This window comes from Sorangium sp. So ce128, from assembly GCF_051525245.1.
Lineage (GTDB): Bacteria > Myxococcota_A > Polyangia > Polyangiales > Polyangiaceae > Sorangium > Sorangium cellulosum_B.
This window is the reverse complement of sequence record NZ_CP150313.1, coordinates 5,611,777-5,624,908: the sequence shown is the minus strand read 5'-3', so window position 1 is coordinate 5,624,908 and position 13,132 is coordinate 5,611,777. Positions and strand designations below refer to the sequence as shown.

General features: G+C 73.4%; 10 protein-coding genes and 1 riboswitch. Of the genes, 5 read left to right on the top strand and 5 right to left on the bottom strand.

Annotation, left to right across the window (positions count from 1 at the left end; genetic code table 11):
• The first annotated feature begins 6 nt into the window (after positions 1 to 6).
• Positions 7 to 1,320 carry a hypothetical protein gene (locus WME82_RS21465; protein WP_438044309.1) on the top strand — a complete coding sequence of 438 codons (1,314 nt, stop codon included), beginning with the start codon at positions 7 to 9 and terminating at the stop codon, positions 1,318 to 1,320.
• Positions 1,321 to 1,418: 98 nt separating this feature from the next.
• Complete coding sequence (locus WME82_RS21460) at positions 1,419 to 2,315, top strand: PepSY domain-containing protein (protein WP_438044308.1); 897 nt, start codon at positions 1,419 to 1,421, stop codon at positions 2,313 to 2,315.
• A gap of 54 nt (positions 2,316 to 2,369) precedes the next feature.
• On the opposite strand, the gene WME82_RS21455 is transcribed toward WME82_RS21460, so the two are convergent.
• The 5 genes from WME82_RS21455 to dhbC form a co-directional block, all read right to left on the bottom strand.
• Complete coding sequence (locus WME82_RS21455) at positions 2,370 to 3,146, bottom strand: 2,3-dihydro-2,3-dihydroxybenzoate dehydrogenase (RefSeq protein WP_438044307.1); 777 nt, start codon at positions 3,144 to 3,146, stop codon at positions 2,370 to 2,372.
• Between the two features lie 12 nt (positions 3,147 to 3,158).
• Positions 3,159 to 4,004 (bottom strand): siderophore-interacting protein, encoded by an 846-nt coding sequence (locus tag WME82_RS21450; RefSeq protein WP_438044915.1) that lies wholly within the window; start codon positions 4,002 to 4,004, stop codon positions 3,159 to 3,161.
• A gap of 46 nt (positions 4,005 to 4,050) precedes the next feature.
• Positions 4,051 to 5,043, bottom strand: a complete 993-nt coding sequence (locus tag WME82_RS21445; RefSeq protein WP_438044306.1) for an isochorismatase family protein — start codon at positions 5,041 to 5,043, stop codon at positions 4,051 to 4,053.
• A gap of 107 nt (positions 5,044 to 5,150) precedes the next feature.
• On the bottom strand, positions 5,151 to 6,821 hold the full coding sequence (locus WME82_RS21440) for a (2,3-dihydroxybenzoyl)adenylate synthase (protein ID WP_438044305.1): 1,671 nt from the start codon (positions 6,819 to 6,821) through the stop codon (positions 5,151 to 5,153).
• On the bottom strand, positions 6,818 to 8,080 hold the full coding sequence (dhbC, locus tag WME82_RS21435) for an isochorismate synthase DhbC (RefSeq protein ID WP_438044304.1): 1,263 nt from the start codon (positions 8,078 to 8,080) through the stop codon (positions 6,818 to 6,820). The genes WME82_RS21440 and dhbC overlap by 4 nt, the downstream gene beginning before the upstream one ends.
• A gap of 242 nt (positions 8,081 to 8,322) precedes the next feature.
• A riboswitch (cobalamin riboswitch) is annotated at positions 8,323 to 8,549 on the top strand.
• A gap of 159 nt (positions 8,550 to 8,708) precedes the next feature.
• On the opposite strand from dhbC, the gene WME82_RS21430 reads away from it, so the two are divergent.
• The 3 genes from WME82_RS21430 (at position 8,709) to WME82_RS21420 (ending at position 13,114) form a co-directional block, all read left to right on the top strand.
• Positions 8,709 to 10,787, top strand: coding sequence for a TonB-dependent receptor domain-containing protein (locus WME82_RS21430; protein WP_438044303.1), 2,079 nt, complete (start codon positions 8,709 to 8,711; stop codon positions 10,785 to 10,787).
• On the top strand, positions 10,781 to 12,013 hold the full coding sequence (locus WME82_RS21425) for a YncE family protein (RefSeq protein WP_438044302.1): 1,233 nt from the start codon (positions 10,781 to 10,783) through the stop codon (positions 12,011 to 12,013). Before WME82_RS21430 ends, WME82_RS21425 begins: the two co-directional genes overlap by 7 nt.
• Positions 12,014 to 12,247: 234 nt before the next feature.
• Entirely contained in the window at positions 12,248 to 13,114 is an 867-nt protein-coding gene (locus tag WME82_RS21420; protein WP_438044301.1) for an NAD-dependent protein deacetylase, read from the top strand.
• The last annotated feature ends 18 nt before the right edge of the window (positions 13,115 to 13,132 follow it).

The window sequence follows — 13,132 nt, the reverse complement described above, 5'->3', positions numbered from 1 at the left end:
TCCTTCATGTTATCTCGTGCGCGCTACGCGAATGCCCTCCTCTTGACCCTGCTCCTCCCGTGCTTCGTCGCCTGCGGCGACGACACGAGCGATGGCACGAGCAGCGGCGCGACGAGCGGTGGCACCGGCGGCGCGGGGGGCGCCGGCGGTGAAGGCACCGGCGCCGGCGGAGCCACCAGCGGCACGGGGGGGACGCCCAACGCAGGGCCGGCGTACGCCCTCACGGTCCAGGTGTTCGGGCCGGACGGCGGCGACACGCAGAGCTACGTCATCGTGACGGACGACATCGACTCCGATGAGACGCTGTCGCTGGACGACGCCATCGAGGTGCAGGGGCGCGCCCTCGGCGTCGGGCTGGACGGCGGAGGCGCGGTGTTCGTGGCGAGCGACGCCGCGGCGACCGTGACCCGCTACGACCTGCAGGAGGACGGCAGCCTCGAGGAAGGGGACACCATCAGCTTCCAGGGCAAGGGCCTCGCGAAGCTCGGCGAGTACGGCACCCAGTTCCACTTCGTCTCGGAGACCAAGGCGTACTTCTTCGATGGTCCCACCGCCCAGGTGGTCGTCTGGAACCCTCAGGAAATGACGGTCACCGGCGACATCCCGCTCGAGGATCTCGTGATCCAGGACGCCACCCTCACGTACTCCTCGTCGTCGCCGCTGGTCCAGGGCGACGACGTGATCACCTTCGGCGGCTGGCGGATCGGCCCGGAGGTCCCGAGCGTGGCCGCGGTCGTCGTCGTGGACAGCGCGACGGACGAGGCGACCGTCGTCACCGACGATCGCTGCGGTTACGTGCGCGATGGAGTCGAGGGGCCCGACGGCATGATCTACGTGGCCACCGAGGCGTACGGCGCGGCGGTGCACCGGCTCAACCCCGACAACGCGGCCGCCCCCTGCATGCTGCGCTTCGACCCCGAGACGAGGCAGTTCGACCCCGAGTTCCACGTCGAGCTGAGCACGCTGTTCGACGGCGACGCCGCCGGCTCGCTCTTCGGCGGTCCGGACGGGAAGGCGTTCCTGCGGGTGCTCGACGAGAGCCTCTTCGCGATCGCGGACGACACCCACCCGCGCGTGCTGGCGAGCGCCGCGGCGTGGCGGTGGGCCAGCGTGACGCTCGGCGATACGCCGACCGCCACGGTGCTCGACGCCGCGCCCGGCGGCGGCAGCGTCCTGAGCGTCGCGCTCGGCGACCGCACCTTCCTGCTGGAGTTCGAGGGCCAGGAGTCGACGACGCTCCGCGAGATCGGCGAGGACGGGCCGGGCGAGGCGGGCGTGAGCGCGCCTGGGCTCACCTTCTCCGTCGCGAAGATCCGATGACGCTCGCGCCCGATCACGAAGGAGCGATGAGGGACGACGCCGCGCGAGGGCCCCGTTCGCCACGGGGCCCCCGCGGGCGGCCGCGTTACGGCGCGATCATGAAGGTCGTGCGGCGCGTGCACATGTACCTGGGCTTGCTGCTGTTCCCCTGGATACTGCTGTTCGGGATCAGCGGCACGCTCTTCAATCACCCGCAGATCGGGCGAGACATCGACAGCCGGTCGCTCTCGGGAGAGCGGCTGTCGGCGCTCACCGGGTTCCAGCCCTGGGATCCCGGCGAGCTCGCGCGCCAGGTCGTCGAGCAGCTCAACGCCGGCTCGCCCTCGCGCTACACGCTCGATCCGGGGACCCCGGGCGCGTTCTCCGGGTGGCCCCTGCTCGCGGCGCCGCGCGCCGACGGGGGACGCCAGGTGGTGATCCTGCGCCTCGACGACGGCAGCGCGACGGTCTCCAGCCACCCTCCCGAGCCCGAGGCCCCCGCGCCCCCGTTCGCCGGCGTCGCGATCGACCTGCCTGGACACAGGATGGCGGCGGTGCAGGAGCAGATAAAGGATCTCCTGCCCAAGATCGGCGTCGACGCCGCGGCGCCGCTGCGCGCCCACCCGAAGATCAGCCCGGAGCTGCGCTTCGGCATGCGGGACGCGGACGGCCGCGCCTGGAACGTCACGTACAACCTGGGCACGGGGTGGCTCGACGGGCGGCCAGCCGGCGCGCGGGGGTGGCCTCGCTTCGTCGAGGTGCTCGAGACGCTCCACAAGACGCACCACTTCCCCGTGCACGGCGGCGTGGCGTGGCTCTGGGCGCTCTTCGCGGACATCACCGGGATCACGCTGGTCGTGTGGGCGCTCAGCGGCCTCGCCATGTGGTGGCAGATGAAGCCCTCGCGGGTCCTCGGAGCCCTCGCGATCGCCGCCGCCGTGGCGCTCGCCGCGGTGGTGATGGTCGGCGCGGCGTCGGACGCGCTGTTCGGGAACGTGGGAGAGGAAGGCCCGTGAGCCCGGCGCGCGGTGTCCGCGCTCGCGGACATCGGCGCTCCCGCCGGGCGGGGATCAGGCGCCCAGCGTGGCGCCGCCGTCGACGCAGAGGTCGTGCATCGTGATGTGCCGCGCCTCGTCCGAGAGCAGGAACAGCACCGCGCTGGCGACGTCGTCCGTCGTGGCGATCCGGCGCAGCGGGATGCCCAGCCGGAACGCCTCTGGAGCGCCGGCGATGACCGCCTGAGCGCCGCGATCATCCGCCCAGAGCGCGCGCTGCATCGGCGTGTCCGTCGAGCCAGGGGACACCACGTTGCACCGGATGTCGTGCTGCGCGAGCTCCAGGCCGAGGCACTTCGTCCACTGGGCCGCGGCGGCCTTCGAGGCCGCGTAAGCGCCCATGTTCATCCGCGGCGTGCGCGCGGCGTTGGACCCGACCGTCACGATCGACCCCGATCGGCGCGTCACCATGCGGCGGGCCACCGCCCGGCTCACGTTGAACACCCCCCGGGTGTTGACAGCGAACGTGCGCTCCCAGTCGTCGTCGCTCAGCGAGAGGGCGCCGCCCACGCGCAGCACGCCGGCCACGTTGACCAGCATCTCGATGGGGCCGAGCTCGCGCTCGATCCGCTCCACCGCGCCGTCGACCGCCTCGCCGTCGGCCACGTCCACCGCGAACGCCGCGGCGCGATGGCCGCTCGCCTGGAGACCGGCGACGACGGCGCCCAGGCGCTCCCGGTTCGCGTCCACCGCCGCCACCGCGGCGCCCCGCGCGGCGAGCCTCCGGGCGACGGCCTCGCCGATCCCCTGGGCCGCGCCCGTGACGAGCGCCGCCTTGTGCTTGAACTCCATCGATCGCTCCCGTCAGGCCCTGTCGAGCCCGTCCATGATCCGGTGCCGCTCCGCGTGATACGCCTCCTCGGACTGGCTGGCCTTCCAGTAGGGGATCGCGTACAGCGCCTCGCGCCCGAGCCCGCGCTCGTCGAGCAGGTGATCGCGGATCGCGACGACGGACGACGACTCGCCCGCGACCCAGGCGAAGACGCGGCCCGCTGGCCACGCCAGGGCGCGGACGGCCGCCTCGAGCCGGGGGCCCGGGGCGTGCTCGCCCTGCAGGTAGATCCAGGTCAGCGCGACGTGCGGCGGGCGATCGATCTCCTGCACGTCCGCCGCGTCGGGGACCGCGACGATGGCGTGGCCGCGCGCCGTCTTCGGCAGGGCCTCGAGCAGCGCGCCGATGGCCGGCAGCGCGGAGAGGTCGCCGGCCAGGAGGTACCAGTCCGCGGGGCCGAGCATCGGATCGGGGCCTCCCGGCCCGGCGATGCCGATGCGATCGCCCGGCCTGGCGTGGTGGGCCCACCGCGACGCGGGGCCGTCGTCTCCGTGCAGGACGAAGTCCACGTCCAGCTCGCCGGCCTGCGCGTCGTACCTGCGCACCGAGTACGTGCGCGTGATCGGCCGCCGCGGCATCGGAGGCCAGGCGGGGCCGTCCGGGCCCAGCGTGGGCAGCTCCGGCGCCGCCTGGCCGCCGCGCGGGAAGAAGACCTTGATGTGCGCGCCGCCGCAGCGCGCGGGGAACCCCGCGATCGCCTCGCCGCCCAGCGTGATCCGCCGCATGCGGGGGGAGATCGCGGTCGTGCGCAGCACCTCGAGGAGGCGCGGCGGGGTGCGCGCCACCGTCCTGGGTGGGGATGTCGCGACCTGATTCATGGTGACCTGTGCCATGGGGAAGCCGTCGTGGGGCAAGCTCGGCCGGTCAGCGGGCGGCTTCCTGGAGGGGCGCCTCCGCGCGGTGCCGGGGCGCTGGCCTCGCCTCGCGCGGCAGCCGGGCCGACAGGAGCTCCCACCAGTGCCCGAGCGTCGGCAGCTCGGCGAGGTCCACGAACGCGACGTCGATCCCCGCGGCGCGCCACTGCTCGACGAGCGTCATGAGCCGAATCGAGTCGAGCCCCAGATCGAGGATGCCATCGCGATCGGAGATCGCCGAGGGGAGCTGGTCGAGGACCTCGGCCACGTCGCCGCGCAGGCGCTCGACCCACGGCGCCCGGTCCTGCGTCGCCCCGAGCTGCGCCGGCGCCGGCGCGTCGCGCTGCGGGGTGCTCGTCCGCTCGCGGGGCGCGAGCGCGGCCAGGACGTCGCTCGTCGGCAGCGCGACGCCGCACCGCTGCGCGACGTAGGCGATGGCCATGTCGTGCTGCTGCCGGGAGAAATCGGCGGTCCCGTCGGTCACGAGGAACGGCTGGACGTCGTTCATGAACGCCTCGCACGCGGTCAGCAGGCACCCGATGTGCGCGTACACGCCGCACACGATCAGCTGATCGCGGCCCCAGCGGCGCAAGAGATCCAGCAGCTCCGTGCGCTGGAAGGCGCTGTACCGCCACTTGGTGAGGACGGTGTCGGCGCTTCCCGGCGCGAGCTCGCGCACGATCTCGTGTTTGTCGGGCTGCTGCGTCAGCCCGGGCCCCCAGAGATCCGTCAGCAAGCCGCGCTGGGCCATCGTCTGCTCGGCGGGCTGCTTCGTGTAGACGACCGGGATCCCGCTCGCTGCGCACCGCTCCCGGAGCAGGCGGGCATTGGCGATCAGCTCGACCATCGGGGACGCGCTCGCGTCGTAGAAGCCGAGGAAATACTCCTGCATATCGTGGATCAAGAGGACGGAGCGCCCCGGGTCCGGCCGCCATGACGCCCGGCTCCCCGGGAGCTCCTCGGCTCGTGGCATGCGATAGGTCTGGATGCGGGGGATGGCCATGGTCGTTCCTCTTCTCTCTCTCTCTCTCTCTCTCTCGTGATCGCAGCGCTCCTGTCGATGGAACGGGCCGCGGGCGTCGCTGCGCCGCCTGGGCCCGCGCTGTCCTCTCAGGCGCGCGCGCCCTGCGCGAGCCTGTCGGCGATCCACCGGCGGAGCGCCTTCTTGTCCACCTTGCCGACGCTCGTCGTCGGGAGGGCGTCGAGCCACTCGATGCGATCGGGCACCTTGAACTGGGCGACGCCGCGCTCGCGCAGGAAGGCGTTGATCTCCCTCGCTGGCGGCGGCTGCCCGCGGGCCACGAGGAACGCGCACGATCGCTCGCCGAGGTGCGAGTCCGGCATGGCGACGAGCGCCGCGTCGCGCACCGCCGGGTGGGCGAGGACGTGGTTCTCGACCTCCTCGGCCGCGATCTTCTCGCCGCCGCGGTTGATCTGATCCTTGGCGCGGCCCTCCACGACGAGGTAGCCCTCTCGGGTCCGCCGCACGAGATCGCCCGTGCGGTAGAAGCCGTCGCGCGTGAACGCCTTCTCGTTGTGCGCGTCGGCCCTGTAATACCCGCGGATCGTGTAGGGCCCTCGCGTGAGCAGGTGACCGACCTGTCCGGGCTCGACGTCGCGGTCGTCGTCGTCCACGACGCGGACCTCGTCGTGGGGCGAGATGGGCCGCCCCTGCGTCTCGATCGCGATCGCGTCGGGGTCCTCGAGGCGGGTGTAGTTGACGAGCCCCTCCGCCATCCCGAACACCTGCTGCACCTTGCAGCCCAGGGTCGGCCCCACGCGGCGCGCGACCTCCGCGGGGAGCCTGGCGCCGCCCACCTGGAGCACCTTCAAGCTCGACAGGTCGTGCCGCGCCGTCCGGGCCGCTTCCAACCAGACCGAGGCCAGCGGCGGCACGAGCGCGGTCATCGTGACCCGCTCCCGCTCGATCCACGGGAACGCCTCGTCCGGGCTGGGCCGGCGGCAGAGCACCACGCGGCCGCCGGCGTGGAGCACGCCCAGGCTCCCGGGTGAGCTGAGCGTGAAGTTGTGCGCGACGGGGAGGACGGCGAGGTAAACGCTGCCCTCGTCGAGCCCGCAGATCTCCGCGCTGGCCCGCACGCTGTAGAGGTAGTCGTCGTGCGTCCGCGGGATGAGCTTCGGTACGCCGGTGCTCCCGCCGGACAGCTGGAAGAAGGCGACGTCCCCCGCGGCGGGCTCCGGGAGCTCGACGGGCTCCCGGTCCAGGCCGGAGAGCGCGGTGTGCTCGCCCGGATCGCCGGCCACGAGCACGTGCCGCAAGGTCCTGACGTCGCGCCGGATCTGGCTCGCCAGCGCGCGGTAATCGAACCCGCCGTCCCGGTCGGCGATGACGTACGCGACCGCCTCGGTGTGCTCGCAGAAAACCGCGATCTCGGCGCGCCGGTGCGCGGGCAGGGCCAGCACGGGGAGCGCCCCGAGCCGGAACAGCGCGAAGCACACCTCGAAGAACTCCGCGATGTTCGGGAGCTGGACGACGACGCGATCCCCCGGCCGGAGCCCGAGGTGCAGCAGGCCCGCGGCGAGGCGATCGGCGCGCCGATCGAGCTCACCGTAGCTCAGCCGGCGATCGCCGCTGACGAGCGCGATCCGATCCGGGTGCCGCGCGGCCCGCTCGCGGAGCAGGCGCCCGAAGGTCTCGCCGCGCCAGTAGCCGGCGCGCCGGTAGAGATCGGCCATCTCGGCCGGCCACGGAGTCCAGCCGTCGAGCGCCTGCGGCCGCGCCTGCGCGGGCGCCTGCCGGCTCTCCTCCGGAGCGCTCATGCCATCTCCGGCGCCTGGTTGAGGCCGAGCGCGTTCAGCATGGTCCCGAGCTTGGCGGTGGTCTCGGCGAGCTCGTGCTCGCCGTTCGAACCGATGACGATCCCGGCCCCGGCATAGAGGCGGAGCGCCCGGCCGGCGACGTCGGCGCAGCGGATGACGACCGCCCACTCGCCGTCGCCGCTCGCGTCGGACCAGCCCACGAGCCCCGTGAAGAACCCGCGATCGAACCGCTCGATCGCCTCGATGGCGTCGCGGGCGCGGTCCGTGGGGTATCCGCACACCGCGGGGGTCGGGTGCAGCGCGGTGGCCAGCTTCATCGAGGAGATCGAGAGATCGCGCAGCTCCCCCGTGAGCCGGCTCGACAGGTGCCACAGCGTCGGGGTCTGCGTGAGCGAAGGCTCGTCGGGGACGCTCAGGCGCCGGCAGAACGGCCGGAGCGCGGCGGCGACGGCGTCGACGACGATCGCGTGCTCGTGCCGGTCTTTCTCGGACGCGAGCAGGGCGATCGCCCGCCGGCGGTCCTCGTCGGGGTCCGGGCTGCGGACCGCGGAGCCGGCGAGCGGATTGGCGATCACCCGGAGCCCGGAGCGGGACAGGAGCAGCTCCGGGCTCGCGCCGATGAGCGTCCGCGCGCGCGAGGTCGGGACGCCGCGCTCCGCGCTGGAGAGCCCCGCGGTCGGATCCGAGAGGTTGGCGGCGAAGGTGTAGCCGTTCCGGTTCTGCTGCGAGAGGCGCTGGAGGACGAGGCGGAGATCGACAGGCTCTCGCAGGACCATCTCCAGCATCCTGGAGAGGACCACCTTGCTCAGCGCCTCGGACCGCATCAGGCCCACTGCCGTCTCGACGCCGCGCACGTAGTCGCGGGGCTCGGGGACCTGGCGCAGCTCCTGGATGGTGATCGGCAGGTGCGACCGCGGCGATTCCGACGTGTGGTTGAGCGGGCCCGCGCTCTGGATCGCCCTCGGCACGATGAGGTGCGCCGGCGACGTGCTGTTGAACGGCACCGCGCCGACCACCATGGGGAGGCCCTGGCCGGCCCTCGACGCCGCCGCGAGCACCCTCGTGACGCGGTCCGCGAGGCGGTCGCCCTGATCCGCGCCGTTCGGCTCGAGGATCATGTCGTGTACGCCCTGCGCGAGGAGCGTGCGTGTCGGCGACGCGAAGAAGAACGCCGACTCAGGGGTGTATTGCTTCAACAGCTGCCCTGCGTTCACCGCGGGCAGCCCGACAGAGGCCGGTATCGAGATGGAACTCGTCACATTCAGCTCCGATGGGCGTCGAGAGCCACGTGGGCTCGGATCATCGGGCGCTGGACGTCAGGTCTCGGGCCGCTCGTTTCTGATAACTGATAAAGAAAATCAGTTTCAAGTAACTCATGGCACGCGCGTGCAAGACTGTCAAGGGACTCCCGGTTCTGTCTCGGGTGTGCGTCGCCGGTGGGCCGGTGGACGGGGCGCTCCGGGCCTTCGCTTCTGCGTTGACATCCTGCGTGACGGGTGCGACGAGTCGCCCCGCCATCGGTGCTCGTCCGGCCATCCCCTGGCGAGCTGAAAAGGGAACCCGGTGAGAATCCGGGACTGCCCCCGCAGCGGTGAACGGGAACGACCATCACCAAGAAGCACTGGGCATGCACCAGAGCAGCCTGGGAAGCGGTGATGTGTAGGAGAGCGACCGGCGACGGCCGCATCGCCCGTGAGTCCGAAGACCTGCCGAAGGTGCGCGCGCCGGTGCTCTGGCGCGCGCTGACCTGAGCCTTCGAGGGGAAGGCGCGCAGGCTCTGGACCACCACGCTCGCGCGCGGTGCCGTGGCCCGTCACGCAGCCCCCTCGCTTCGGCTCTCAGCTCACCCGGAGCAGCGCTGGGTCGACGCGGGCAGGCGGCGCGTGAATGGTTGATTCCTCGGATCGTCGGTCGCGGCGGCGCCGGAGCGCCGGCGTGGCGTGCTGGCTCTCGCTCGCCGCCTGCAGCGCCGTGGCGGCCCTGCCGGCCGCCCGCGCCGACGATCCGCGCAGGCCGGAGGCCGAGCAGGAGGGCGGTCGCGCTGCCGCTCCACCGGGGACAGACCCGCTGGAGGTGCGCGTCGAGGGGGATCGCATGCGCGCGCCCGCGCCGCCCAAGGACAGGTCCGTCGCGGGGTCGGTGCTGGGCCGCGAGCGCCTCACCGGCGCGGGGCTCGGAGCAGCGGACGTGCTCCGCACGCAGCCGGGCGTCCTCATCATCGAGTCGGGCGGCTTCGGCGGGCCGGCGACCGCGGCCCTCCGGGGAGCGACCGCCACGCAGACGCCGGTGTACCTCGCCGGCGTCCGCCTGAACGACGACGTCGTGGGGACGGCGGATCTCTCCCTCGTGCCCCTCTGGCTCATCGAGCGCATCGAGATCTACCGCGGCCACGCGCCCATCGAGGCCGACCGCCTCGGCCCCGGCGGCGCGATCTTCTTCGAGCCGCGGCGGCCTTCCCGGACGACGGCCGGCGCGGGCGCCATGGCGGGCTCGCTCGGCGCGCGGCGCGGGTGGGCGTTCGCCGGCGCCAGCGCGGGCCCGGTGAGCGCGATCGTCGGGGTGAGCGCGGAGGCCGCGGAGAACCGCTACGCGTTCGTCAACGATGGCGGGACGCTCTTCGACGAGAGCGACGACACCCTGGAACGCCGGCAGAACGCCGACGTGCGCACGATCGACGCCTGGGCGCTCGCGCGCGTCGAGCTCGGGGGCGGCGCGATCGTCGACGTGATCGCGAACGGCACCGGCCGCGAGCAGGGCGTGCCGAGGCTCGCGCTCCTGCCGTCCCGCGAGGCGCGGGGGGAGTCGCGGCGCGCGCTGACGTCCGTCGCGGCGCGGGTGCCGTTCGGCGGAGAGGCGCAGCACACGCTCGAGGCGCGCACCTCGTTCATCGAGGCGCGGTCGGAGGTCCATGATCCCCTCTTCGAGCTCGCGCTGCTCACGCCGGAGCTCCGCCTCGCCGGCCGCCGCCTGGAGCAGACGCTCGGGGCGACGCTCTCCTTCGCCGACCGGCTCCGGGTGCGGCCCGTGCTCTCGGTCGCGCGCGAGGGCATCTCGCGCGCGCCGGACGACGTACCGCTCGCGCGGGCGCGGCGCTCGTTCGCGCGCGGCGCCGTCAGCGCGGAGGCGCGCCTCGGCGAGGGGCTCGCGCTGCACGCCCTCGCGAGCGGGGAGTGCCACGCCACCGGGGCGGACCGCGAGCGCCCTTGCGACGTGCTCGTCCCGACCGGGCGGGTCGGCGTGGAGGCGGGGAGCGACCGGCTCCGGCTCCTCGCGACCGTGGGCCGCTACGTCCGCGTCCCGACGCTCGGCGAGGTGTACGGCGTCTCCGGCGTCGTCCACGGCAACGCGGAGCTCGCGCCGGAGTCGGGCGCCACGATCGAGGCCGGGATCCGGGCGCAGACGGGGCGCGGCGCCGTGCTGCGCGGCGCCTTCATCGACGTGTTCGCGTTCGGGAGCGCGGTCTCCGGGCTCGTCGCGTACGAGCGCTCCGGCCAGGGCTACGTGAACCCGTACAACGTCGGCCGCGCCCGCGTCGTGGGCGCGGAGCTCTTGGCCGGGGTCGAGGTGACCCGGTTCCTCCGCGCCGAGATCGCGGCGACGCTGCTCGATCCGCGGGACACGACGCCGGGGCGGACGACGAGGAACGACCTCCTCCCGTTCCGCTCGCGCCTCGTCGTCGCGCCGCGCCTGCACGCCGAGTGGAAGCGCCCGGGCGGCGCCGTGTTCTCGGGCGCGTCGGGCGAGATCCGGGCCGTGTACCAGTCGAGCCGGTACGCCGATCCCGCCGGGCTCGGCGTGATCGCGGAGCAAGCGACCCTCGACCTCGACGCGGAGGCGAGGTGGCTCGGCGGGCACCTCGCGGTGAGAGGCCGCGTCGCGGACCTCCTGGACGCGCGGCGTACGGATGTCGTCGGGTTTCCGCTCCCGGGACGGAGCGTGTTTTTCACACTGGAGTCAACATGGTGAAGATCAGACTGTTTGCGTTCGCGATCTCGATTCCGATCCTCGGGTGCAACGTGGATTCGCCGCCGCCGTCGACGGGCGGCGTCCACGGCGGCGGCGACGGCGACGCGTGTGAGAGCGGCGTCGTCATCGTGACGAGCGACTACCAGTCGACGAACATCGCTGTGTCGGCGCTCGACGGGACCACCCTGTCGCCCTCCTTCGTGTCGAGCGGCGCGGCGAAGCCGGGGCTCAGCCTCGCGCTGTCCGGCGACGTCGATGTCCCGGGGGCGGCGCCGCCGTCCGGCCGCGTGGTCCTGCTCGATCGGTTCGGCACGAACGTGATCACCTGGATGGATCTCGAGACCGCCGAGGTCCTCGCGCAGCTCCCGGTCGGGCAGGGGTTCGAGTCGAACCCTCAGGACTACATCGAGGTGGGCGCGGACCGCGCGCTCGTGTCGCGCTACGGGAGCAACCCGAGCCCGGGCGTGGAGCCGTTCGACGAGGGCGGCGATCTCCTGATCGTCGACACGAAGGAGTACTCCATCGTCGGGCGCATCGCCCTGCCGGAGGAGGAAGAGGGGCTCCTGCCGCGCCCGTCGGGGATGGCGCGCGTCGGTGACGAGGTGGTCGTGGCCCTCGGCCGGCTCGCCGCGGACCTCTCGACCGCGGGCGAAGGGCGCTTCGTGGGCGTCTCGCCGGAGCAGGGCGCCGTCACATGGACGGTCGACGTGCAGGGGCTCTACGGCTGCGGGCGTCTCGCCGTGTCGCCCTCGGGAGAGCGGCTGGCGGTCGCCTGCTCGAGCCGCTTCGACGCCGAGGCGATGGAGTACGACCCGGCGACGAGCGACATCGTGATCTACGACGCTCGCACCTCGCCCCCGGAGGAGATCGAGCGGCTCGGCGTGGCCAGGGCGCTCGGCGCCGCCGTCCAGCCGACGCTCGCCTTCGCCTCCGAGGACGTCCTCCTCGGGACGGCCTACGCGGGCGGCGCGTCCGCCGGGGACCGCGCCTTCTCCGTGAGCATCGCCACGGGCGAGGTCACGACGCTCGCCGAGGCGACCCAGTCCTACGCCTTCGGCGGCGTCCACTGCTCGCCCGGCTGCGGCGATGTCTGCCTGCTGAGCGACGCGGAGAGGAGCAAGCTCCGGCGCTGGAAGGTGGCGGCGAACGGCGCGCTCGAGCCGCTGGAGGACGCGACCGTCGACACCGAGATCGGGCTCCCGCCGCGAGGGATCGGCGGGCTCTGATCGGCCCCGCGGGCGGTACGTCGGTTGACGTCGTGGAGATCGTTCTCGCTGACCGGCCCCGGATCCACACCGAGTTCGCTGTTGAGCCCCGGGCTGAAGCCCGAGGCGCCCACATGGGACACCACGTGTGGTGGTGCGGTGGGCCGGTCAAGCGAGATGTTGTGGTGAGCTCGTTTGCATGATTGCGCGGTGGACGCTGGCGGTGCGCGCCGTGGCGGGCCACAACCCGGGCATATGCCGCTCAGCGAAGCGCGTCCGGCCGATCCGCTCGACGACCTCGTCGCGCTCCTGCGCGGCAGGCGGATCGTGGCGCTGACGGGCGCGGGGTGCAGCACCGAGTCCGGCATCCCCGATTATCGAGGGCCCGAGACGCGGCGCCGCGCGCGGAACCCGATCCAGGGGCGGGAGTTCTCCCGCTCGGCCGAGATCCGGCAGCGCTACTGGGCGCGCGCCGTGATCGGCTGGGAGCGGTTCTCCAGGGCCGAGCCGAACCCCGCCCACCGCGCCCTCGCGCGGCTCGAGCACGCGGGGCAGCTCGAGGGCCTCATCACGCAGAACGTCGACGGCCTCCACCAGGCCGCGGGCAGCCGTCGCGTCATCGAGCTGCACGGGACGCTCTCCGAGGTCGCCTGCCTCGCGTGCGGCGCGATGGAGCGGCGCGCCGCCCTCCAGGAGCGGCTCCTCGCCCAGAACCCCGGCTGGCTGGGCCTCGCGGCCGACCTCGCCCCCGACGGCGACGCCGACCTGCCTGCCGAGCACGTGGCGGGCTTCCGTGCGCCGCCGTGCCTCCGCTGCGATGGGCCGCTCAAGCCGCGCGTCGTCTTCTTCGGCGAGAACGTGGCCCGGCCGATCGTCGACGCGGCGTTCGCGCTCGTGGACGCGGCGGACGCGCTCCTCGTCGTCGGCTCGTCGCTGGCGGTCTTCTCGGGCTACCGCTTCGTGCTGCGCGCCGCGCAGCGAGGCACCCCGATCGCCATGATCAACCTCGGCTCCGCGCGCGGCGAGGAGCTCGGCGCGCTGAAGATCGAGGCCCGGGCCGGCGAGGTGCTGCCGCGCCTCGCCGAGGCGCTCGGCGCCGGCGCCACCGCGGCGCCCCGCTGAGGCGCCGAGCGCCGGCGC

Bases quoted from the DNA above. Each gene is read 5' to 3' on its own strand.
- WME82_RS21465 (WP_438044309.1), top strand. From the start codon at position 7: ATGTTATCTCGTGCGCGCTACGCGAATGCCCTCCTCTTGACCCTGCTC.
- WME82_RS21460 (WP_438044308.1), top strand. From the start codon at position 1,419: ATGAAGGTCGTGCGGCGCGTGCACATGTACCTGGGCTTGCTGCTGTTC.
- WME82_RS21455 (WP_438044307.1), bottom strand. From the start codon at position 3,146: ATGGAGTTCAAGCACAAGGCGGCGCTCGTCACGGGCGCGGCCCAGGGG.
- WME82_RS21450 (WP_438044915.1), bottom strand. From the start codon at position 4,004: ATGAATCAGGTCGCGACATCCCCACCCAGGACGGTGGCGCGCACCCCG.
- WME82_RS21445 (WP_438044306.1), bottom strand. From the start codon at position 5,043: ATGGCCATCCCCCGCATCCAGACCTATCGCATGCCACGAGCCGAGGAG.
- WME82_RS21440 (WP_438044305.1), bottom strand. From the start codon at position 6,821: ATGAGCGCTCCGGAGGAGAGCCGGCAGGCGCCCGCGCAGGCGCGGCCG.
- WME82_RS21430 (WP_438044303.1), top strand. From the start codon at position 8,709: ATGGTTGATTCCTCGGATCGTCGGTCGCGGCGGCGCCGGAGCGCCGGC.
- WME82_RS21425 (WP_438044302.1), top strand. From the start codon at position 10,781: ATGGTGAAGATCAGACTGTTTGCGTTCGCGATCTCGATTCCGATCCTC.
- WME82_RS21420 (WP_438044301.1), top strand. From the start codon at position 12,248: ATGCCGCTCAGCGAAGCGCGTCCGGCCGATCCGCTCGACGACCTCGTC.